Here is a 22,355-nt window from a genome sequence, read left to right as displayed (position 1 = left end):
TTACTTCTTAATACTGTTCCTTAATTGCCTATTATTAGGAGCCTTTATATTCCATGTATTCTGTTTACCAATTTTTTCAAGCAATCGGTCTTGGTCTTATTTTACTTTTACCTTTAACCAACCCATTAACTACCGTTGCGCTTTGGCTTGGTCTTTCTGGAAATATGACAAAAGAACAGCGTAACCAACAATCGTTAATGGCTTGTATATATATTTTCTTTATTATGACCATCGCATTTTATGCGGGACGCGTCATAATGACAACCTTTGGTATTTCGATCCCCGGTCTTCGTATTGCCGGCGGAATGATAGTTGCCTTTATTGGCTTTAGTATGTTGTTTCCTAATACCCCAAATGTAGACGATCCGATTTCTGACGATAACAATCCACATAAAAATCAAACAGAGTCTAATATTGCTTTCGTCCCTTTAGCTATGCCAAGTACTGCTGGCCCAGGAACTATCGCAATGATCATCAGTACCGCGGCTTCAATTCCATCGCGTACAGATATTGCACAGTGGGTATTGTATATTGCCCCTGTTACAACGTTTTTTTTAATTAGCGTGATTGTTTGGCTATCTTTACGCGGTTCAACTCGTATTATGAAATATTTAGGACACAGCGGTATTGATGCTATTTCTCGCGTAATGGGATTTTTATTAATCTGTATGGGTGTCCAATTTATGATTAACGGTGTTCTTGAAATTATTGCTGACTTGCCTGCTTTATTAAAACAGGCTCAAGCCATCGCTAATTTAGCCGATTAATAATCGACACCATGATAAGCCGCTTTTACTTTAGCTAAATAACGTGGTGCTTGTGATGCAGGGTGATTTTTTTCAACATAACGATAAAAATCATCCGCACTCATCGAATTAATTTTAGCTATCGCATTGTTTCTGTCTTTATCAAATGTTCTTAATAAAGCGCCAGCACCATTTACATAAGCAAGGATAGTGGCATAATAAAGCGTTTCGGGATCGATAATCCCGGCAAGATGACGCTCTCTTAGTAGCCGAATATATGCTGTCCCTAAATCAATATTTGTTGCAGGATCCTTTAATTGTGCTGTTGTTGGCTGACCTGCCTTTCCTCTGTTTTGATACACATCTCTTCCTGCTGTTGATGCTTTAATTTGCATTAAGCCAACGGCATTTGATTTACTAATAACCTCAGGCCTAAAGTTAGATTCAACTTGGATAATCGCTTTAATCAATGTTTCATCAACATTATAACGACTTGAAGCTTGCTGTATATGGCTATCAAAAGGGGTTGCTTTCCATTGCGCCGTTGAAATTGAAGCATTATTAACACGATTATCTGTTGTTTTTTGGTTTAAAAAGCGCGGGCTTTCTCTTTGCGCAGTTTGATGGGTATTATCAGCACAACCAGCAAGAAGCAGCATTCCTAGAGAGAAGATAATTTTTGATTTCACGTTTCACCCTTTTGAATAAAATAATTCTATAAAAAGCACAATGATATTAATAAATTACAATTTTATTGTCAGTGTAATTTATCTCGTCATCCCCTTCTTTAAGTCCGCTTTACACTTTATCAGTTGATAGCAATAATGAACTTATCCGACTAATCTTAAAAAGAAAAGAATAAAGTGATAAGCATAATGAGTATATTTAATCGGCTATCTCTCTTTACCTTCTATGTTCTAATTTATCTCTTGCACAAATAGTTACGAACGATTGTTAATTTTTGTGACAAAACCCGACAATCTACTTAACATTTATTGGAATACATGTTGTTATCTTATTTCTAGTCATTATCAAATGAAGCTTTTTGCATCGAGATAACTTGACTTTTTTGAAATGATATTGATAATCATTATCAATTAAGAAGATAACTCTGCAACTATAAGGCAATAATAATATGGATATATTTCGCTCTGTAAACAAATTTTCACTCACGGCTTTATGTCTTATGGCAACCGTGTTTTTAACCACACCTTCACAAGCAAAAGATAAACTTAAAGTTGTCACTACTTTTACTATTATTCAAGATATCGCACAAAATGTCGCCGGAGATGCCGCAATTGTTGAATCCATTACAAAACCCGGTGCTGAAATTCATGATTATCAACCTACCCCAAAAGATATAGTAAAAGCCCAAAAAGCTGATTTAATCTTATGGAATGGTTTAAACCTTGAACGCTGGTTCGAGCGTTTTTTTAATGAGTTACGTAATGTTCCTGCGGTTGTAGTAACTGAAGGCATCACGCCGATGGCAATCAGTGAAGGTGCTTACAAAAACAATCCAAACCCACACGCCTGGATGTCACCGAATAACGCATTAATTTATATTGAAAATATTCGCAAAGCACTTGTTGAACACGATCCTGATAATGCGGCAATTTATAATCAAAATGCAGCAAATTACGCAGAAAAAATTAAACAACTTGATGCACCATTAAGAGAAAGATTATCTCGTATACCACAAAAAGATCGTTGGTTAGTGACCAGTGAAGGCGCTTTCAGTTATTTAACTAATGATTATGGCTTTAAAGAAGTTTATTTATGGCCAATTAACGCAGAAGAGCAAGGCACACCACAACAAGTTAAATATGTCATTGATACAGTAAGAAAACACAATATCCCTGTTGTCTTTAGTGAGAGTACAATTTCAGATAAACCGGCTAAACAAGTTAGTAAAGAAACTGGCGCAAAATACGGTGGTGTTCTTTATGTTGACTCACTTTCCGCTGAAGACGGTGAAGTTCCTACTTATATTGATTTAATTACTATCACTGTGGATACAATTGCGAAAGGATTTGGTCAATGAGTAAAATAAAAACGAATCCAACATTGACAGTTGATAATGCCACTGTCACCTATAACAACGGTCATACCGCTATCTTTGACGCAAGTTTCTCTATTACGGGAGGCACGATTTGTGCCCTAGTCGGTATCAATGGCAGTGGTAAATCCACTCTATTTAAAACCATTATGGGGCTTGTAAAGCCCTCTAAAGGTAAAGTGACATTAAACGACAACCCTATACAACAAGCGTTAAAGCAAAATATGATTGCCTATGTTCCACAGACAGAAGAAGTTGACTGGAATTTTCCCGTCCTCGTTTCTGATGTCGTAATGATGGGACGTTATGGGAAAATGGGTTTTTTTCGTATTCCTTCAAAACGTGATCATGAAGTTGTTGAGGCATCATTAGAGCGTGTGGGGTTATCAGGCTTAGGTCATCGTCAAATTGGTGAGCTTTCTGGTGGTCAGAAAAAGCGTGTTTTCTTGGCTCGAGCAATGGCTCAAGAAGGTACTGTTTTATTACTTGATGAACCCTTTACGGGTGTCGATGTTAAAACCGAAAATGCCATTATTGAGCTTCTACGTAATTTACGAGAAGAAGGTCATCTCGTTTTAGTCTCTACGCATAACTTAGGAAGTGTGCCTGAGTTTTGTGATCATGTTATTTTGATCAATAGAACTGTATTAGACAGTGGACCAACTGAAACCACCTTTACCCAAAAGAACTTAGAACACGCATTTGGTGGTGTATTGCGTCATATCAGCCTATCGGGTTCTGATCTTCACGATGACGACGATCCACGCTCACTTACCGTAATTACTGATGATGAACGCGCGGCCGTTTTTTATGGTCATCAAAAAGAACATACTCCAGCGCACCAAAGTCAGCGCAAACAAGGAGATTAGCCATGCTAGATTTACTCCTACAACCTTTTGAATATAACTATATGGTGAAAGCTATTTGGGTTAGTGCCTTAGTAGGTGCTGTCTGTGCGTTTCTTTCATCCTATCTTATTTTAAAAGGTTGGTCATTAATGGGAGATGCCCTTTCCCACTCCGTTGTTCCTGGTGTTGCGGGGGCTTATATATTAGGTTTACCTTATGCGGTCGGTGCTTTTTTTACGGGTTTGCTCGCCGCATTATCAATGACATTTATTCGCCATATCACACGCCTTCGTGAAGATGCCGTTATTGGCTTTATTTTCTCCACTTTTTTTGCCTTTGGTCTGTTGCTGGTTTCGCTTAAACCGACAGCCGTCAACGTTCAGACCATCATCCTCGGAAATATTTTAGGTATTGCTGATGAAGATGTATGGCAAGTTGTGATTATTACTGGTGTCTCTTTCTTCGTATTATTCTGTATTTGGAAAGACTTGCTGGTCGTTTTCTTTGATGAAGTTCATGCCAAATCAATTGGCTTATCACCTCTAAAATTAAAAATTATCTTTTTTACTTTATTAAGTGCATGTACTGTTGCAGCACTTCAAACGGTTGGTGCCATTCTTGTGATTGCTATGGTTGTCACACCCGGTGCAACCGCTTATTTACTCACAGACCAATTTAAGCGACTTGCAATTATGGCTATCTGTATTGGTACAATAACCAGTGCTGTAGGCGCTTATCTTAGCTATTTCTTTAATGGTGCAACGGGTGGCGTCATTGTCACAATGCAAACACTCCTCTTTTTATTAGCTTTCTTATTTGCGCCTAAACACGGCATGTTAGCGGCTCGTCGTCGTGCTCGCCAAAGCTCACAACAGTTAATCTCACAATCTCATCAGCACCAAGAAGCCCCAAAACAAGAAGAGGTGAAACTATGAATGAGCTAATTGAATTTTTCATTGAACCATTTCAATATCCCTTTATGCAACGGGCTATTATTGCCGCTATTATTATTGGGATCGCCTGCGCTATTTTATCTTGTTATATGGTTTTAAAAGGCTGGTCATTGATGGGAGATGCCATCTCTCACGCGGTGTTACCCGGAGTGGTACTCGCTTATGTCACTGCAATTCCATTAACAGTTGGTGCCTTTCTCTCTGGTTTGTTTTGCTCGTTTGCCACTGGTTATTTAAAAGAACACAGTCGCATTAAAGAAGATACTGTGATGGGAATAGTATTCTCAGGTATGTTTGCTGTAGGTTTGGTGATTTTTGCCAGTGTCGATACAGACCAACATTTAATGCATATTTTATTTGGTAATATTTTAGGTATAACACCAGATGTATTAACTCAAATTAGTATTATTTGTTTAATTACCATCACGATCATGCTAGTTAAGCAAAAAGACTTTATGCTCTATTGCTTCGATCCTAATCAAGCAAGGATCGTCGGTTTACCTGTTACCTTATTGCACTATGGCTTACTGTCTATTTTGGCATTAACTATCGTTGCTTCAATGCAGGCCGTTGGGATTATTTTAGTCGTCGCCATGCTTATTTCACCAGGGATCACTGCGTATTTATTAACACGTAGTTTCTCTCGTATGATAATGCTGGCTATTATATTTTCTGTCGCATCCAGTGTTATTGGTACATTTATTAGTTTCCATATTGATGGTGCAACAGGTCCATGTATTGTGCTAACTCAAGCTATATTCTTTATTATTGCGTTATTCTGTAATCAGATTAAATTAGCAAAAATAAAGCGACAAACAAAACCCGCGAACGCCTGATAATCTCCTTTATCTTCGCAAAAACGGGATAATCATCCCGTTTTTTAGCTTTATACTTTATTGATTTAATTAAAGTGTTATTGTCATAAGATAAACATCGCTCGTTATTATTTTATTTGGGTCTACTAAGTAAACAACTTTGCGAGGTGTAAGTATGTGGCAGAATATAGGTCGTTTACTGGAATCAAACTTAGGATTTTCAGCAAAGATAAACGAAAAAACTCACCTTTCTAGTGGCGATATTCATCATACATGGAAAATTTATTATGGTGATACTCCCATCTTTGTAAAATCTAACTTGCGTGAGTTTCTGCCTAATTTTAAAAATGAAGCAGAACAACTTGACATGTTGGCAAAAAGCCAAACAATTCGTACTCCTCGCGTTCTTGGCATTGGTAATAGTAAAGATGCCAGCTTCTTACTCCTTGAATTTTTACCCGTCCAATCTTTTACGCCTCATAGCGCTTATTGTTTTGGTCAACAATTAGCAAGGCTACATCAATGGGAAGATCAACCTAGTTATGGTTTTGATTTTGATACTCAAATCGACACAACCCCTCAACTAAATGGCTGGGAAAAGCGCTGGAACCACTTTTATTCTGAAAAACGTATTGGCTTTCAACTGCAACTTGCGTCAGAAAAAGGGATGGTTTTTGGCGATATCGATGAGATAACCCAAATTATTCACCATCGTCTTGCTGATCATAATCCCCAACCTTCATTACTTCATGGCAACTTATGGCCCAAAAATTGTGCTGCAATTGGTCAATCTGAAGGTACGGTCTTTGATCCTGCGTGTTATTGGGGAGATAGAGAATGTGATATAGCAATGTTACCGCTTTGTACTGCTGTACCTGCTAATATTTTTGATGGTTATCAGAGTGTCTGGCCATTATCTGAAAAATTTTTATTACGTCAGCCTATTTATCAACTCTATTTTTTCCTCAACCGGTGTAATCTATTTGGCGGTGAAGGCGATTATCTAGAAGTCCGAAAAATCATTGATGATTTATTAGCGACCCCCTAATAAAAAGATAAAAATAGTTCAAAACAGATAACACGCAAAAAAATATAACCTCGCCAGCTCACATTGTGCGAGGTTTATTTTTCCCTTCAGTTAGATAAATGAACTATCCTCGTTCATTATAAATGCCCTATTACCATCCTAAAAATTTCAGTAAGAAATATCCAATTGCAATGACAATAATCGGCGATAGATAAAGCACCATAATTTGAGTAAAAATAGTATGTCGTGGTAATTTGATATTTTGTTGCAATTCTTCTGCAGTAACACCACTTTTCATGGCTCGTTCAATAATAAGCTGATCTTGTATATTTTCTTTTAAATACTTAACTTGGCGATAGATTCGTAATCCCGATGCACTAAACGCCAATCCAACAAACATAAAAAGAAAAATAACAAAGAAAGTGATATTTTCTTGGCTAAACCCCATTTGTGTATTAGGGATAGGTGAGTTTTGCCAAAAGAAATCTAAAAACGGTGTATTAAATTGCGCCATTTCAGCGAGTACACGAAAAAAATCATTGATCACTGCATTAACGCCATCACCACTTGGACGTTGTATTGTAGCCAATCCTATCAACGATACAGCTGTAGAAATAAAAGCAGGAATAAAAATAAGCCAGCCAAGAACGCGCTTTAAAATGGCATATAATCCTGCATATTGATAACTCATCACATCCTCACTAGTAGAATTCGTCAATATTTATCTGTTTATCGTAGTCTAATTAACGGCTAATACGACAATATATTAATAGTAGCCATTCTCTCTATTTATTTTACTAAATAAATAAGAAACTGATTAAAAAGATTTTCTTTGTAACTCTTGCTACAATCGCCATTCGACAACATAGACCTTATTTATGGAGAGTAACATGTCTTTTAAATTCCCTATTGAAGCTGCTATTTTTGATATGGATGGTTTATTAATCGACTCTGAACCATTTTGGCAGCAAGCAGAACATGAGGTCTTTGCTGAATTAGGCGTCGATTTATCCCTTTCATCGGCAATGCCCGATATGGTTGGATTAAGAATAAACGAAGTCATTGATTTATGGTATAAAGCCTCACCATGGCAAGGCGTTTCAAAACAAGAAGCTAAACAAAAAATGGTTTCTCGTGTTGTCAAACTGGTTGAAGAGACCAAGCCACTATTACCCGGTGTCGAGTATGCTTTAGAACTTTGTAAATCATCAGGGTTAAAAATTGCATTAGCATCAGCTTCTCCTGATTTCATGCTTGAGCGAGTATTGGAATTATTTAATATTCGCCATTATTTCTCAGCTGTCGTTTCTGCTGATGAATTACCACACAGTAAACCACATCCAGAAGTCTACCTAAATGCAGCCAAAGCACTTGATCTCGATCCCATTCATTGTGTTTCATTAGAAGATTCTCGTAATGGTATGATTGCCTGTAAAGGTGCGAGAATGCGTTCTATCGTTGTACCCGCTACAACACAATTTAATGATAAGCAGTGGGGTTTAGCGGATGTGAAAATTGCCTCTCTTAATGAGTTAACACAACGACATTTATTAGGCTAGCTTTTATCAATAAAAGGGATATTTTGCTTTATTAGATATCCCTTTTATTTTGCTTTTAACATTTTCCTCATCAATTCTATTCTTTAAGTTTTCTCACTTATTTGACTTAATGTCATTAGTACTAATTTTACTTTTAGCTTTTTATCCTAAATTCGATCATTTTTAAATCAATCAAATAAAATATTTCCGTTATTGCTTAATATTTAAGGCAATTTTTATCTTTTTTGTCTGTTAGTTATCATCAAAACCTTTTATACTTTATCACTGTATAAATGAACAGCAAAAGAACAGACAAGGAATGACTGCAGAAGGACATTTACTTTTTTCTGTTGCAACACTTGTGTTAGCACAGAAACTTGAAATAACGCCAGCTCTTGCTCATGGTGATTGGTTTCACATGATCCCTGCTGTCTTATTAGGCTCACTTTTACCAGACTTAGATCATCCCGGCTCTATCCTTGGACGATTGTTCCGTATTATTTCGTTGCCCTTATCAAAACTTTGTGGTCACCGAGGTTTCACTCATAGCCTACTCGCATTTTGTGGTTTAGCCATTTTATGGGAAACCCAAGTTTCACCACGTTGGGAAATTTCAGTAGATATCTTTCATGCGCTTTTACTTGGTTATCTTAGCCATCTCATTGCCGATATGTTAACCCCTGCTGGTGTTCCTTTCCTATGGCCTTTAAAAATGCGCTTTGCGCTACCCATTTTAGGCAAAAAAAATAATAAAAAAGGTGAACGTTTTATCTCTGTGCTTATTCTTGTAGGTGCACTTTTTTTGCCACCACACCTTACTGTTACATTGCCTTCGCAAGTCAATAGCTGGTTACAGATGTACCACGACAAGCGCACTAATTTTTAACACCCTCTGACAAAACCCTACGATTCTCTATTTATTTATAAATTTTTACACCTTTTTATACCTATTTTCTTGTCTTTATAACTAAACGATTATATAAAAGAATAATTAATTATAAAAAGTTATTAACAATCCTGTTACCCTATAACGAGTTGATGCTGTTATATCCTTTCTTACTATTTAAGAACTCATATCGCATACAATCGTCTAAATTATATAAATAAAGATCTCGTTGGAGAGTTAAGATGAATTTTCCGTTAATCATTAACGTACTCGTCTTTGTTGTGTTATTACTCGTCTTGGCTAAATTAAGTCAACGTCAGTGGAGCCTTTCAAAGAAAGTCCTTGTTGGTTTAGTTTTTGGTGTTGCTTTTGGATTAGCGCTACACGCATTCTATGACTCACATGATCCTATCATTAAAGAATCTATTCTTTGGTTTAATATCGTGGGTAATGGTTATGTCCAGCTATTACAAATGATCATTATGCCATTAGTTTTTGCCTCTATTCTTAGTGCCGTTGCTCGTTTACACCAGGCATCATCGCTAGGTAAAATCAGTGGCTTAACTATTGGTACTTTATTATTTACCACTGCTATTTCTGCATTAATTGGTATTGTCATAGCCAATTTATTTGGATTAACCGCAGAAGGCTTAGTGCAAGGTGAACAAGAAGCACAACGCTTAATTGCACTTGAGCAAAATTACATGGGTAAAGTTTCTGACTTAACCATGCCTCAACTTATCTTGTCATTTATTCCTAAAAATCCATTTGCTGATTTAACAGGTGCAAGTTCAACATCCATTATTAGTGTTGTTATCTTTGCCACTTTCTTAGGTATGGCGGCGCTGAAATTACTCAAAGAAGATCAGCCTCGTGGTGAAAAAGTATTAGTTGCGATTGATTGCTTACAGTCATGGATCATGAAACTGGTTCGCATTGTTATGATGTTAACCCCTTATGGTGTTATGGCGCTGATGACTAAAGTTGTTGCCAGCTCAAATATGCACGACATTATTCAATTAGGAAGCTTTGTTGTTGCCTCTTATGTTGCTATTGGCTTAATGTTTGTGGTTCATGGATTACTGGTCAGTTTTACAGGTTTAAACCCAGTTAAATTCTTCAAAAAAGCGGGACCTTTATTAGCATTTGCCTTTACTAGCCGTTCAAGTGCAGCAAGTATCCCGTTAAATATTGAAACACAAATCAAACGTGTGGGTGTGCCAGAATCTATCGCTAGCTTCTCATCCTCTTTTGGTACAACGATTGGCCAAAATGGTTGTGCAGGTATCTACCCTGCAATGCTCGCTGTCATGGTTGCACCAACCGTAGGTATTAATCCATTAGATCCAATGTGGATTGCTACTTTAGTTGCTATCGTAACCGTTAGCTCTGCCGGTGTTGCGGGCGTTGGTGGTGGTGCCACATTTGCAGCCCTTATCGTTTTACCTGCAATGGGCTTGCCAGTAACATTAGTTGCACTGTTAATCTCTGTAGAGCCATTAATTGATATGGGACGTACCGCGTTAAACGTCAGTGGCTCAATGACAGCAGGTACAATCACCAGCCAAATTATGGGACAAACGGATAAAGCTATCTTCAACCAAGATGAAGAAACAGAACTTACAGTAAAATAAACTTTATCCACCTCTAATGATAAAGCCAGTTCATTTGAACTGGCTTTTTTTGTATCTATATTAAGTGACATATCTTCTATCTATGGTATTTACCAATATCAATAAAAAAAAACCTATAAATATAACAAGGTGAAATCGTGCAAAAAATTATGCGAGTTTTGCGAAAGCTCTATAAGTATGAAAACAGTCAGTATGATCCTGAACGACAAGTTTCTCTTTATCATCTTGATGCCCTTTCAGAAAAGGAAAAAAGTATATTATTAGTAGCCAACTGGCAACCTAATGTTATTGAAAAATTTGCGGATCACTCTGATGTTATTAATCAATTAAATACTTTAAAAAACAATCCGTTACTCACTCAAAAGCGTTGTTTAGATGCCTTTGTGGCTGGTGTGGGTGGCAGTTATCTTAGAGGGCGCTCTGTTTTAGGCGCTTTCCATAAATTACAAAATTTGCCATTACATGATTATGATGAAAAGCCGCAATATGCCTGTTGTTGGATTTGTAGTGATAGCAACCAACAAAAGCATATTAATGAGAGTTATTTTCAATATTGCCTCTATTACGGTAATTCTTATACTGGCAATCCCTCTTATGCTTATCTGAATTTAAAGCACTTGCTAACAGTCCCTCCCGTTAACCCAACTCAGGCAGACAAAGAGACCTTTAAGCAATTACTTCATTTATTACGTAACGCCCCTGAAGATGAAACTCCGGGTAAGTTTGAAAAACGATTAAATGAAGCTAAATTAATTTCTGGTGATAAATACACCAAGCGGGGTATTTTACACTCACTTGCTTTAGTGGGTATTATTCCCAATACCTTTATTTCATTATCTTTAAATAGCTGGGCCAATTTCGGTGATATTACCATTGCAGAAAATCAGCTTAATAACACCAAAGGGCGTTCGGATATGGAGATGCCGTGGGCAGGATGGAAAGGTAATCTCAAGATTGATGAAGAAAAAACTGTAGCTTATTTTGGGGAATATTTAGATTAACTATATACGCCATAAAAAACGCCCAATACTGTTCATATTGAGCGTTTAAGTGTTGGCGTTAATTCATCGCCTTTAATACTTTATTTTAGATACTCACCATTACGTAGAGCTTCAATACGCTTGTCTAATGGTGGATGAGATAAAAATAATTCACTGAATGACTTATTACGGCCATTAATGCAGAAAGCCATCATACTGCTCTCTTCTTGTGGCTCATAGCTCGTTTTTAAACGTTGTAATGCAGCAATCATCTTCTCACGACCAACAAGTTTTGCAGATCCCGCATCCGCATGAAATTCACGGTAACGAGAAAACCACATGGTAATAATGCTCGCCAGAATACCAAACACAATCTCCAATACCATTGACACCCCCATATAGACCCAAGGGTTACCATTGCTATTTTCGCTCTCTTCATCGCTAGAAATAAAATTAGCAACAAATTGTGCAATAATGCGCGAAATAAAGATAACGAAGGTATTCACAACACCTTGTAATAAGGTCATGGTAATCATATCACCATTAGCAACGTGGCTAATTTCGTGGGCAATAACAGCTTCTGCCTCATCACGACTCATATTGGCTAATAGTCCTGTACTTACAGCCACCAGCGAAGCATCACGACGAGCGCCTGTCGCAAACGCATTAATATCAGGTGCATCATAAATAGCGACTTGCGGCATTTTAATACCGACTTGTTCAGATTGGCGTCTTACCGTATCTAATAACCAGCGCTCTACTTCTGATGTTGGGTTTTCGATAACTTGACCACCCACTGAACGTAATGCCATCCACTTTGACATTAACAGTGAAATAAATGCACCACCAAAACCAAACAAACCCGCCATGATCATCAAACCTTGAACACTGCGACCTTGTACACCAGTTAAAGATAAGATGATCCCAAAAACAAACATTACAGCTAAGTTTGTTAAAAGGAATAACGCAATTCTCATCATATTGATACTGTTCCTATTTTATCTAATTATCACATTGCAAAAGCTATCTTATAAATAAGGCTTTTTTGAATTTTATCAAGTCTTTTAACGTATTTAATACTAAAAACAGTATAACTTTACATTTTGATAAAAAAATAGGATTTAATTACCCACTATTGGCATTATTTAAAACTGAAGAGAGATGAGTGCTCCAAAATAGGCGGGACAACTTTTCGTATTACTTATTTAAAGAGAAGGTTTTGTAACGTTTAATCTAACAATAATAAATTCATCATAAAAGACTGTCCTATTATCGACCCGTTGTATTATCAGCCCCGTTAATTGTATCAGAGATCTTTGTGCACGACTTGTAAGTAATACAAACCGTGCACATGTGATAAGCAATAGCGTGATTAACGCTATAAACTAATTACATTTTAAAACGATATGTGGTTGTCATAGAGCCTGATAATGAATGTGCACGTTGTGAATGACCATCATACAATTTCGGTGTGGTGTAATCATTTTCTTGCTGATGGTGCCAACCGATACCACCACTTAAGGAAACAGAAAGATTTGCTGTTGGTTTCCAATAACTAAATAAACCAAATTGTCCTTGTTTTAATCTTTCACCTGAATAACTGAATTCACTATAGTTAGTGCGCGCACCAACAGACAATTCTTCGTTAACTTTATATGCAGCTTCTAATGCCCCCATAACTTCACCATCACGCACATAGTCAATATCTGCGTAAGCGGGTGAGTTAAAGCGTCCACGAGTATTGCCAATAGGATTACGCGCAAATTGACCAACACCATTCGCTTTTTTCGCATCGGTATAAGTCACACCTGTACGTATCGTCCAAGGTGACTCAGGAATGCGCCATTCCATCGTACCCGCAAAATGCCATGCATCATTATCGAAGTTACGTTTACCTTTATTGGCATCACTTAATGTACGTTTACCATCACTACCATAATCGTGATAATAAACAACACCACCAATAGTCACATCTGAGGTTAATTTATATTTTGCTTCTAAACCTTGTTGGCGGAATACATCATCCGCTTGACCGTAGAAATAAAATACTTTTAACGGTTTGGAGTTGTAATTAATTCCACCGGTCAACACATGATCAATATTGTGTCTAACTCCATTACCATCACTGAAATACATTCTATCAATATTTGGGCTATCACGACGCATTACTTTACCGTCAAGAAACAGTAAATCTAAGCTCCAATCACCTATTGCCGTTTTAGTGGCATAACCATTATAACTGTTTAATGATAAGCGCTGTGAGTTAGTAAAAATACCCGTATTTTTCAGCGTAAACCAACCTGCTTTACCATTAATTAAAACAGGATCTAAATCAAACTTCACTTTTGCGAAACGTTGACCAATTTTGTTATAACCTTTTGCATCACCATCATCATTGTATAGGATTGCACGAGAGGCGAAGTCTTTACTTGCACCTAATTTGATACCACCATAATAAGAGACATCAAACCCGAGAATGCCACCTAAATAACCTGATCTGAAATCTGCTTGGAAGTTTTGCCCCCAAGCATTAGCAACTTGCTTTCTGTAACGTTGCGCTTCTTTATCAAAACGGTTTTCGGTCTTTAGGTATTTCCACATATTGATTGTAGAAAGCTCTAGTTCAGAATCAGAAACAAATGCACTCTCTTTAATTGAGTTTTCCCAATTTCCAGCATTGGCAGCGCTAACAGCTAAAAAGCAAGGGGACAACATAAATAATACTATTCTTTTTACTTTCATTTTAAGTCAACCTGGTTAACAAATATTTGAGTTGATTTATATTGGCTTATATTCAACAAGTTCAACAAAGCACCATTCTTATATTTAGCTAAAAAAACAACTTTTGATTAAACTTCTAGTTACATCAATTCAAATACTAAAGTTATTTTTTGGCATAAAAAATCCAATATGGCTATTTCACCATATTTGTATTTACTCATTTTTTAGCAATGAAAATGCTTTAAGCAAATTATAGGCAATTTGCTATTTAATGATTATTCCTTACTTAGAACATCTACTTCTGAAAATATAATATTTCAGTTTTACATACGACTCTAATAATAGATTTTGAACTAATAGAATAGAAACAACTCATCATTTAGATAAGTTTTCAGCTGTTGCGTCGATGTCTCAAAATGACACTAAATATTTATGTTCTGTATATTATAGTAATTTTATGTCAATTTAAGCGATCATTGTCACAACCTGTTACATTTATTGCAATCAACAACCCTCTAAATGTGATAATAATCACAATAAACGGCTTATTTATCTTTTTATTTTACTTACCAAACAAAAAACAATCCCATCTCATTATTTGAGAATTTTTTATCTAAACATTAACTTAATATACTTTTACATCTCATAAAACTTATTTGAAATATATTTCAGATTAAAAATCAAGCAACGTAAAGTTAAAATTTAATATTCATATATTAATAATTATTTATATTACAGATGACTTGATAGAGTAAATATTTAAGAAAATAAAAACTCTCAGCCCCCAATCTTGTCCATTGCTTTAAAAAATATCTAGTAACTCACTTTATAAATATTGGTTGGTAATAATAATTTTTATATCTTGATATGTTTAAATATAAAAAAACCCAGTAATTGGCTATCCAACTACTGGGAATAATTTTAAGTATCCGTTTTTGTAACTGATAACTTAATTTAATAGTTTTTTCGGCTTAAGTACCTTTGAAAGATCAACTGCAATTTTTGCAGTTTCATCTAAATAAGGATCAGGACCTTCATAATCCTTAGGTAAATCGTCGAGTGATTTTAATAAAGGTTTACCTTCTAATTTAAAACGCTCATTAATACGATTTAATTTAATAGTTTCTAACTCTTTATTTTCTTTTTCTCTTTCAGCAAAATTCAGAATAACAAATTTATCTTCACCTTTTGCTTTAGCATCATTGTAACGTTTAATATCATCAAAGATGTATGAGAATTCTCTATCATTTGCAATACGTTTAGTATGCAACTCCGTTAATGGCGCTAATGCTGTTTTCAATTTATCTGAATATTCAGATAACTTATAACTTGCTGGAGAAATACTATCCCAAGGTAATGCATTATCTTCAAAGCTTTCGCCCATTTCAGCACTATCAAAACTTGGTAATAATAAATCAGGTGTTACACCTTTAAGCTGAGTACTACCACCATTAATGCGATAGAATTTTTGAATAGTGTATTGTACTGAACCTAAACCAGGCCAATCTGGGCTAAGCATTTGATCGTAAACACGCGTTAGAGGACGATATTGTTGAACAGTTCCTTTACCAAAGGTTTGTTCACCCACAATCAATGCACGTCCGTAGTCTTGCATTGCGGCTGCAAAAATTTCAGAAGCAGAAGCGCTGAAGCGATTTACAATAACAACCAATGGGCCTTTATAGTAAACAACATCATCTCTATCAAAATCTTGTCGCACACGGCCATTATTGTCTCTAACTTGAACCACGGGGCCACTTGGAATAAATAATCCTGATAGTGAAATGGCCTCAGTTAAAGCACCGCCGCCGTTACCTCGTAAATCAATGACTAATGACGAAACATTATTTTTTGCCACTTTCTGTAATTGTGTTTTCACATCATTAGTTAAACCAACATAGAAGCTTGGAATATCCAAAATAGCAACTTTATCACCATTGATAACTTTTTCTGTCAACTTAACCGCTCTGTCTTCTAAGCGGATCTGCTCTCTGACTATCGTGATAGTTCTCGGTTTTGCCCCTTTCTCATCGGAGATAACTTCCAACTTAACTTGGCTACCTTTCGGGCCTTTAATCAAAGCAACAATATCATCAAGTCGCCAGCCAACAACATCTACCATTGGTTTATTTTGTTGACCCACTGCAATAATTTTATCTCCAACTTTCAACTCTTTGCTTTTTGCAGCCGGTCCACCGGTCACCATGGAGTTGATCATAGGATAATCATCATCCATTTGTAATACAGCACCAATACCTTCTAAAGAAAGGCTCATTTCAGAGTCGAATGCTTCTGTATTTCTAGGTGAAAGGTAACTAGTATGAGGATCAATTTCACGGGCAAACGCCGACATAATAATTTGGAAAACGTCTTCACTTTGGCTTTGTGTTTGACGACGTAAAGCGGCTTTATAGCGCTTAGTCAACGTTTCTTTAATTTCACTGTCTGTTTTTTCAGATAATTTCAATGTTAACCAATCGTATTTAACTTTTTCATCCCAAAGCTTATCTAATTCAGCTTGAGTTTGAGGCCATGGCGCTTTCGTCCTATCTACCTCAAACTTATCCTGGCCGGTTAAATCTATTGGCTTATTGATACGATCTAACGCGTACTGAAAACGCTCGAAACGTCTTTTTTGCGCTAAATTGAAAAGATCATAAAGAGGTTGAAGCTCACCTTTTTTTAGGTATTCACCCACTTTGTTTTTTTCTTTATCAAATTGGGCAATGTCAGACGCTAGCAATACATTATGGCTATAGTCTAATAAATTGAGATAGCGATTAAATATCTTTTCAGAAAAGTTCGCATCTAGCGAAAACTGGCGGTAATGAGAGCGTTCAAAACGAGAAGTGACTCGCTCGCTCACAGTAGAGTGCTGTGGCTCTTGCTTTAATTTGGGTAACTGATCAATAGTCACCATTGCTGGAGTGGCTGGTTTCTCAGCCATCACAACAGAAGTGCCTGTTAATACTAATCCGATTGCAAAAGCCACATTTAAAAGTTTGTTCATGCTCTGGTTGGCCTCCGTATCAGAACTTTAAATGTTCCGTGCGTACATTCATTGCCAAACCGTTAGGCAATTGTACACGTACACCCTCTTTTGCTATCTCTAGCACTGTCGCATTCATCACGCTACTACCAACGTTAACTTTCAGCGATTGACCAACAGTAAGAACTGATGTATCTGTGACTGGAATTAACTTTTCAGTATTTTGACGTGGTGCTTTACGAGGTGCTTGAGTTGCTTTCTGAGGACGAGGCTGTCGTTTTTCACCCTCTTTAGGTGGCTGACGACGCGTATTATTTGGCTTTTTCGCTGCCGGACGTTTACTGGTCTCCTTATCACCTTCAGCTTCGCGCTTTTTAGCACGTTGTTCAGCTCTTTGGGCTTGAACGCGTGCCTTGGCTTCTGCTAATTGTGTACGAGCATGTTCAATATGCTCAGCTTCCAGCTCGCCGCAGTCATTACCATCCAAATCGACACGTTTTGCCCCTTCTTTAACTCCATAAAGGTAGCGCCAACTTGAGGTATATAAGCGTAATGCGGAACGTAACTGTGTTTTGCTTAATTCAGCATCATCTTTTAGAGCTTCAACAAGATCTTGAAAAATGCCAACTTTTAAAGGGCGAGCTTCGCCCTCAGCAATAAAACACTTAGGGAAACGTTCAGCTAAAAAAGCGATGATTTCTTTACTACTATTCAACTTAGGTTGATTTTCCATGAAATTTCCTGATTACAACGGTTTTGCCAACCAGCGCAGGCATGAACAAGCGACATTATAATAGTGTTGCCAACAATTTCTATGGCAAACGCCTGTTAACTTACACAAAATTCACAATATTTTGCTGTATGACAAGTTTTTAAATGCTCGCAGAGCACGTCACACAACGCTTTAAGCCCATTTTCATCTTTTTTATCGAAACGATTAAAAATAGGGCTATCAATATCGAGAACGCCGATAATTTGTCCATTCACCTCTAGAGGTAGAACAATTTCAGACTGACTTGCACTGTCACAAGCAATATGTCCACTAAATTGATGAACGTCATCCACTCTTAAAATTCTGTTTTCAGAGTATGCAGTGCCGCAAACTCCTTTTCCAAAACCTATCCTGACACAAGCTATTTTACCTTGAAATGGACCAAGAACTAATGAATCGCCATCATTTAGATAAAACCCAACCCAATTTATCGTATCTAACTTCTCGAAAAGAAGAGCACTGGTATTAGCAAGTGATGCGATAAGATCATTTTCACCAGACAACAAGGCTGACAAATTATCAGTGAGTTCCTGATAAAAAAGCGATTTTGGCATCATTAAACCCTATATACATAACTAAAATAGATAACATACTTGTAATTTAGCCTATTTTATCTTGAGGTTGAATACTCCATTTTCAAGAATTAGGTAAAAAAACGATAATACGCTCTTAACATCTACAAAAAAAATCAGACACTTATTATTGTAAAATGAAAGGCATAAATATAATAAAAATGATAACTTGTGAACCATTGAGTATAGGTACTTTTTTTTAGCTTAATCAAACGATAACTATTAAGAAAGTTAACGTAGGCAAATAATGAGCAACTCTGAGAACGATATCGCAACTAAAGAAATAAAATCAATACGCTGCCAAGAATGTGACCATCTTGTGGCACTACCTCTTTCGCTTAAGCGTGGAGAAGATGCGTATTGTCCACGTTGCCAAGCTAAACTCGCCTCTTATCGAGATTGGTCATTGACTCGTTTATTAATTTTATCGATTACAATGCTTATCTTGGCATCTATTGCATTTACTCAACCATTAATCAAAATTCATCTATTAGGTACAATGATAACAGCCAATGTACTTGATGGTATTCGTATGATGTCAGAGCAAGGCTCTCCACTTACTGCAACGATGGTAGTCTTTTGTGCTGTAGCTGCCCCTCTTAGCCTTCCGATTGCTATTTTATATCTCCACTTAGGCGCACGTTTACGTTTTAATCTACGCCCAGTGCTATTAATGCTTGGAAAATTAAAAGAATGGGTAATGCTAGATGTTTATTTGATTGGACTTGGTGTGGCTACAATAAAATTAGATGACTACGCTACGGTTTATATTGGCAATGGTTTAATTGCTTTTATTTCTCTAATGCTACTCAGCTTATTGATGCTGATTAATCTTAATATGGACCAACTTTGGCAACGATTTTACCCACAAAAAACAATCCACCAAAGCCCTGCTACATGCCATGCTTGTCATTATCATTTTAAAAAAATGCCTTCAACACATTGCCCTCGTTGTAAATCTTGTTATACCCGAAGACAACCAATGAGTTTACAAAAAACATGGGCTGCATTAATTACAGCAATTATTTTATTATTACCTGCAAATTTATTGCCTATTTCTATTTTTTATTTAAACGGTCAACGTACCGAAGATACCATTTTTTCAGGTGTCATAGCCTTAGTAAATTCGGGTAATACCCCTATTGCCATTATCGTTTTTATTGCCAGTATTTTTGTACCTTTTTTCAAAATTATTATCATGCTGGGATTATTATTGAGTATTCACTTTAATTCCCATCTTGATCCTCTATTTCGTATGAAGCTATACCGTTTTGTCTCTTGGATAGGACGCTGGTCAATGCTTGACCTCTTTGTGATCGCACTGATGATGTCATTAATTAATCGAGATCAACTGATGACGTTCACAATGGGCCCAGCGGCTTTTTATTTTGGTACTGCGGTTATTCTTACTATCCTTGCCGTTGAATGGTTGGATAGTCGTTTACTATGGGATACTTATGCAACACGAAGAAAACGACGTTCAGGAAATACAAGCCCAAATACGCCGCAAGCGTAGAATTTCAACATTTTGGCTACTCCCTGTTATCGCCATTTTTATTGCAAGTTGGTTGCTTTTCCAACATTGGCAAGATAAAGGCATACAAATTACGATTGATTTTCAATCTGCTTCAGGGATTGTTTCTGACAGAACACCTATTCGCTATCAAGGCGTTGACATAGGAATAGTTAAAGATATCACCCTAAGCGATGACTTACGTCGAGTTATTGTTACTGCTGATATACGAAAAGATCTCGCCACCGCATTGCGAAAGAATACACAATTTTGGCTTGTCACACCTAAAGCGAGCTTATCTGGTGTATCAGGGTTAGATGCGTTAGTGGGGGGGAACTACATCAGTATGTTACCCGGTGACGGCGAAAAGCAGTTTAAATTTATTGCTCAAGAAATTCGCCCCCAAGCAAATATTGATAAAAATCAGCAATTAATTACTTTGACAGCAGATAAATTAGGATCACTCAATGTTGATTCTCAAGTTTATTACCGTCAAGTTCCCGTAGGGAAAGTTTATAGTTACGCAATTCGCCCTGACAACCAAGGTATTTTTATTGAATTAAGTATTGATAAACAATATGCACACTTAATTCGCCAAGATAGCCATTTTTGGAATGTCTCTGGGTTTCAAGGTAATTTTAATCTAAAGAGTGGCGTATCGGTTAAAATGGAAAGTGTTTCTGCTTTAATTAACGGTGCAATAGCCTTTGATTCTCCAGAAAATAGCCTCCCCGCACAAGAGAATCAACAATTTGTTTTACAATCAGCAACATCTGTCGAAGCAGGTAAAGCAATCTATGGTGAAGATGGGTTAATTCTTTCTCTAACTAGTGAAGAAAGTTGGGGAGTCGATGCAGGACAACCTATTCTTTTTAGAGGTATTACTATTGGCCAAGTTATTCAACGTAATATCAGTGATGATGGTGTTATCTTCGATGCGATTATCGCTCCTGAATATAAACATTATATTTATGAAAATAGTAAGTTTGTTGCTAATAGCCGAATAAACGTCAATATGGGCCTGAATGGTATTGATATTCAAGGTGCCTCTCCTCAAGAATGGCTTGAAGGCGGTATTCATCTTATTCAAGGTAATCAAGGCACGCCCAAAGAGCAGTACCGCCTTTATCGCAATGATTTTTTTGCTAAAGCAAGTATCAATGGTAATGAATTACCAGTGACATTAACGCTAAAAGCCTCAAGCCTTCCTGGTATTCAAAAAGGCTCTGTCGTGCTTTATCACCAATTTCAGGTTGGTGAGATCACGGATGTCAGACCGTTGATGGATGAGTTTGATATTGATGTTTATATTTCTAAGCAATACCGCCATCTTCTCACTGAAAAGAGTGTTTTCTGGACTGAAGGTGCTGCAAAAGTTTCTGTCAATGGTTCAGGATTAACCGTTGAAGCCACACCATTAAATCGGGCATTAAAAGGTGCTATCAGCTTCGATAACTTTGAAAATATTAATAATAACGTTTCACGTTATAAACTCTATTCTTCAGAAACCAGTGCTCGTGCTATTGGTGCTCAAATAACTTTAAAAACTTATGATGCCAGTAAACTTTCTGAAGGTATGCCTATTCGTTATTTAGGCATTGATATTGGTCAGGTCGAATCTCTGATCCTCTCACCGGATAGAAAAGCGGTAACTGTCTCAGCAGTCCTCTACCCTGATTATGTGAAAACATTTGCAAGATCAGGTAGTCGATTTGCCGTTGTCACGCCAGAATTAACGGCGTCCGGACTAGATAATCTCGATTCCCTTATTCAACCTTATATTAAAGCTGAGCCTGGTAATGGTGGTGTTTATCGTCAATTTGAGCTTCAAACATCTAACATTACAGACTCACGCTACCTTGATGGATTAAACCTTGTCTTAAATGCCACAGAAGCTGGCTCAGTACAAATTGGTACACCTATTTATTATCGAGGTCTTGAAGTTGGTGCCGTGACTGGTCTTGAGTTAGGAAACATGTCCGATAGAGTCTTAATCCACATTCGAATTAGTAAAAAATATCAATATCTTGTTAGAAATAATACCGAATTCTGGCTCTCTTCTGGCTATAACTTCTCATTTGGTTTAACGGGTGGCGTTATAAGAAGTGGAACCTTTAAACAATTTATACGCGGAGGTATTACATTTGCGACCCCACCTTCCACACCATTACAAGCAAAAGCGAAACAGGAACAGAATTTCATTTTAAATGCAAAAGAACCTAAAGATTGGAACGAATGGGGAACTGCAATACCCAAACCATAAAATAAGATAATTCCTCCTTGTTCCACGCTAGTTATTTAG

General features: G+C 36.9%; 19 protein-coding genes. 12 read left to right on the top strand and 7 right to left on the bottom strand.

From position 1 onward, the window contains the following. Nucleotides 1–53 precede the first annotated feature (53 nt). Nucleotides 54–767, top strand: a complete 714-nt coding sequence (locus GWJ05_RS12715) for a MarC family NAAT transporter (protein WP_036937430.1) — start codon at nt 54–56, stop codon at nt 765–767. Here GWJ05_RS12715 and GWJ05_RS12710 read toward each other — a convergent pair. After that, nucleotides 764–1,435: a transglycosylase SLT domain-containing protein gene (locus tag GWJ05_RS12710; protein ID WP_036937433.1), complete on the bottom strand. Its 672-nt coding sequence runs from the start codon at nt 1,433–1,435 to the stop codon at nt 764–766. The two genes, GWJ05_RS12715 and GWJ05_RS12710, sit on opposite strands and share 4 nt — an antisense overlap. Before the next feature lie 497 nt (nt 1,436–1,932). Here GWJ05_RS12710 and GWJ05_RS12705 point away from each other — a divergent pair, with 497 nt between their 5' ends. The 5 genes from GWJ05_RS12705 (at nt 1,933) to GWJ05_RS12685 (ending at nt 6,469) form a co-directional block, all read left to right on the top strand. Beyond that, nucleotides 1,933–2,790, top strand: a complete 858-nt coding sequence (locus tag GWJ05_RS12705; protein WP_224215486.1) for a metal ABC transporter substrate-binding protein — start codon at nt 1,933–1,935, stop codon at nt 2,788–2,790. Next, on the top strand, nt 2,787–3,674 hold the full coding sequence (locus GWJ05_RS12700; protein WP_036937438.1) for a manganese/iron ABC transporter ATP-binding protein: 888 nt from the start codon (nt 2,787–2,789) through the stop codon (nt 3,672–3,674). The genes GWJ05_RS12705 and GWJ05_RS12700 overlap by 4 nt, the downstream gene beginning before the upstream one ends. A 2-nt stretch (nt 3,675–3,676) precedes the next feature. Next, complete coding sequence (locus tag GWJ05_RS12695) at nt 3,677–4,588, top strand: metal ABC transporter permease (protein ID WP_036937441.1); 912 nt, start codon at nt 3,677–3,679, stop codon at nt 4,586–4,588. Then, the gene (locus GWJ05_RS12690; RefSeq protein ID WP_036937443.1) at nt 4,585–5,442 is read left to right on the top strand and encodes a metal ABC transporter permease; all 858 of its coding nucleotides are present in this window, start codon (nt 4,585–4,587) and stop codon (nt 5,440–5,442) included. The genes GWJ05_RS12695 and GWJ05_RS12690 overlap by 4 nt, the downstream gene beginning before the upstream one ends. A 154-nt stretch (nt 5,443–5,596) precedes the next feature. Next, complete coding sequence (locus GWJ05_RS12685) at nt 5,597–6,469, top strand: fructosamine kinase family protein (protein ID WP_036937446.1); 873 nt, start codon at nt 5,597–5,599, stop codon at nt 6,467–6,469. A 130-nt stretch (nt 6,470–6,599) separates the two neighbouring features. Here GWJ05_RS12685 and GWJ05_RS12680 read toward each other — a convergent pair whose 3' ends face one another. After that, complete coding sequence (locus tag GWJ05_RS12680) at nt 6,600–7,139, bottom strand: YniB family protein (RefSeq protein WP_161681435.1); 540 nt, start codon at nt 7,137–7,139, stop codon at nt 6,600–6,602. Nucleotides 7,140–7,338: 199 nt separating this feature from the next. Between GWJ05_RS12680 and hxpB the strand changes: the two genes are divergently transcribed. From hxpB to GWJ05_RS12660, 4 genes are all read left to right on the top strand, one after another. Further along, nucleotides 7,339–8,007, top strand: coding sequence for a hexitol phosphatase HxpB (gene hxpB, locus GWJ05_RS12675; RefSeq protein ID WP_036937450.1), 669 nt, complete (start codon nt 7,339–7,341; stop codon nt 8,005–8,007). 298 nt (nt 8,008–8,305) lie between these two features. After that, nucleotides 8,306–8,872 carry a metal-dependent hydrolase gene (locus tag GWJ05_RS12670; protein ID WP_036937451.1) on the top strand — a complete coding sequence of 189 codons (567 nt, stop codon included), beginning with the start codon at nt 8,306–8,308 and terminating at the stop codon, nt 8,870–8,872. A gap of 242 nt (nt 8,873–9,114) precedes the next feature. Next, nucleotides 9,115–10,506: an L-cystine transporter gene (locus GWJ05_RS12665; protein WP_036937452.1), complete on the top strand. Its 1,392-nt coding sequence runs from the start codon at nt 9,115–9,117 to the stop codon at nt 10,504–10,506. A 137-nt stretch (nt 10,507–10,643) separates the two neighbouring features. Beyond that, complete coding sequence (locus tag GWJ05_RS12660) at nt 10,644–11,507, top strand: hypothetical protein (RefSeq protein ID WP_258868610.1); 864 nt, start codon at nt 10,644–10,646, stop codon at nt 11,505–11,507. A gap of 80 nt (nt 11,508–11,587) precedes the next feature. On the opposite strand, the gene htpX is transcribed toward GWJ05_RS12660, so the two are convergent. From htpX to GWJ05_RS12635, 5 genes are all read right to left on the bottom strand, one after another. Next, the gene (htpX, locus tag GWJ05_RS12655) at nt 11,588–12,466 is read right to left on the bottom strand and encodes a protease HtpX (protein WP_036937453.1); all 879 of its coding nucleotides are present in this window, start codon (nt 12,464–12,466) and stop codon (nt 11,588–11,590) included. A gap of 409 nt (nt 12,467–12,875) precedes the next feature. Continuing rightward, complete coding sequence (locus GWJ05_RS12650; RefSeq protein ID WP_036937454.1) at nt 12,876–14,228, bottom strand: OprD family outer membrane porin; 1,353 nt, start codon at nt 14,226–14,228, stop codon at nt 12,876–12,878. Between the two features lie 928 nt (nt 14,229–15,156). Next, complete coding sequence (gene prc / locus GWJ05_RS12645) at nt 15,157–17,217, bottom strand: carboxy terminal-processing peptidase (protein ID WP_036937456.1); 2,061 nt, start codon at nt 17,215–17,217, stop codon at nt 15,157–15,159. A 19-nt stretch (nt 17,218–17,236) separates the two neighbouring features. Then, nucleotides 17,237–17,929: an RNA chaperone ProQ gene (gene proQ, locus GWJ05_RS12640; RefSeq protein WP_036937458.1), complete on the bottom strand. Its 693-nt coding sequence runs from the start codon at nt 17,927–17,929 to the stop codon at nt 17,237–17,239. 95 nt (nt 17,930–18,024) lie between these two features. After that, nucleotides 18,025–18,522, bottom strand: a complete 498-nt coding sequence (locus GWJ05_RS12635) for a GAF domain-containing protein (protein ID WP_087802548.1) — start codon at nt 18,520–18,522, stop codon at nt 18,025–18,027. 265 nt (nt 18,523–18,787) lie between these two features. Between GWJ05_RS12635 and yebS the strand changes: the two genes are divergently transcribed. After that, on the top strand, nt 18,788–20,056 hold the full coding sequence (yebS, locus tag GWJ05_RS12630) for a membrane integrity lipid transport subunit YebS (protein WP_161681434.1): 1,269 nt from the start codon (nt 18,788–18,790) through the stop codon (nt 20,054–20,056). Next, nucleotides 19,998–22,316, top strand: coding sequence for a PqiB family protein (locus GWJ05_RS12625; protein ID WP_036937466.1), 2,319 nt, complete (start codon nt 19,998–20,000; stop codon nt 22,314–22,316). The genes yebS and GWJ05_RS12625 overlap by 59 nt, the downstream gene beginning before the upstream one ends. Nucleotides 22,317–22,355: the final 39 nt, after the last annotated feature.

This window comes from Proteus sp. G2626 (genome assembly GCF_009915985.1).
Classification (GTDB): domain Bacteria; phylum Pseudomonadota; class Gammaproteobacteria; order Enterobacterales; family Enterobacteriaceae; genus Proteus; species Proteus vulgaris.
The sequence above is the reverse complement of the archived record's forward strand: the minus strand, read 5'-3'. Positions and strand labels throughout refer to the sequence as shown.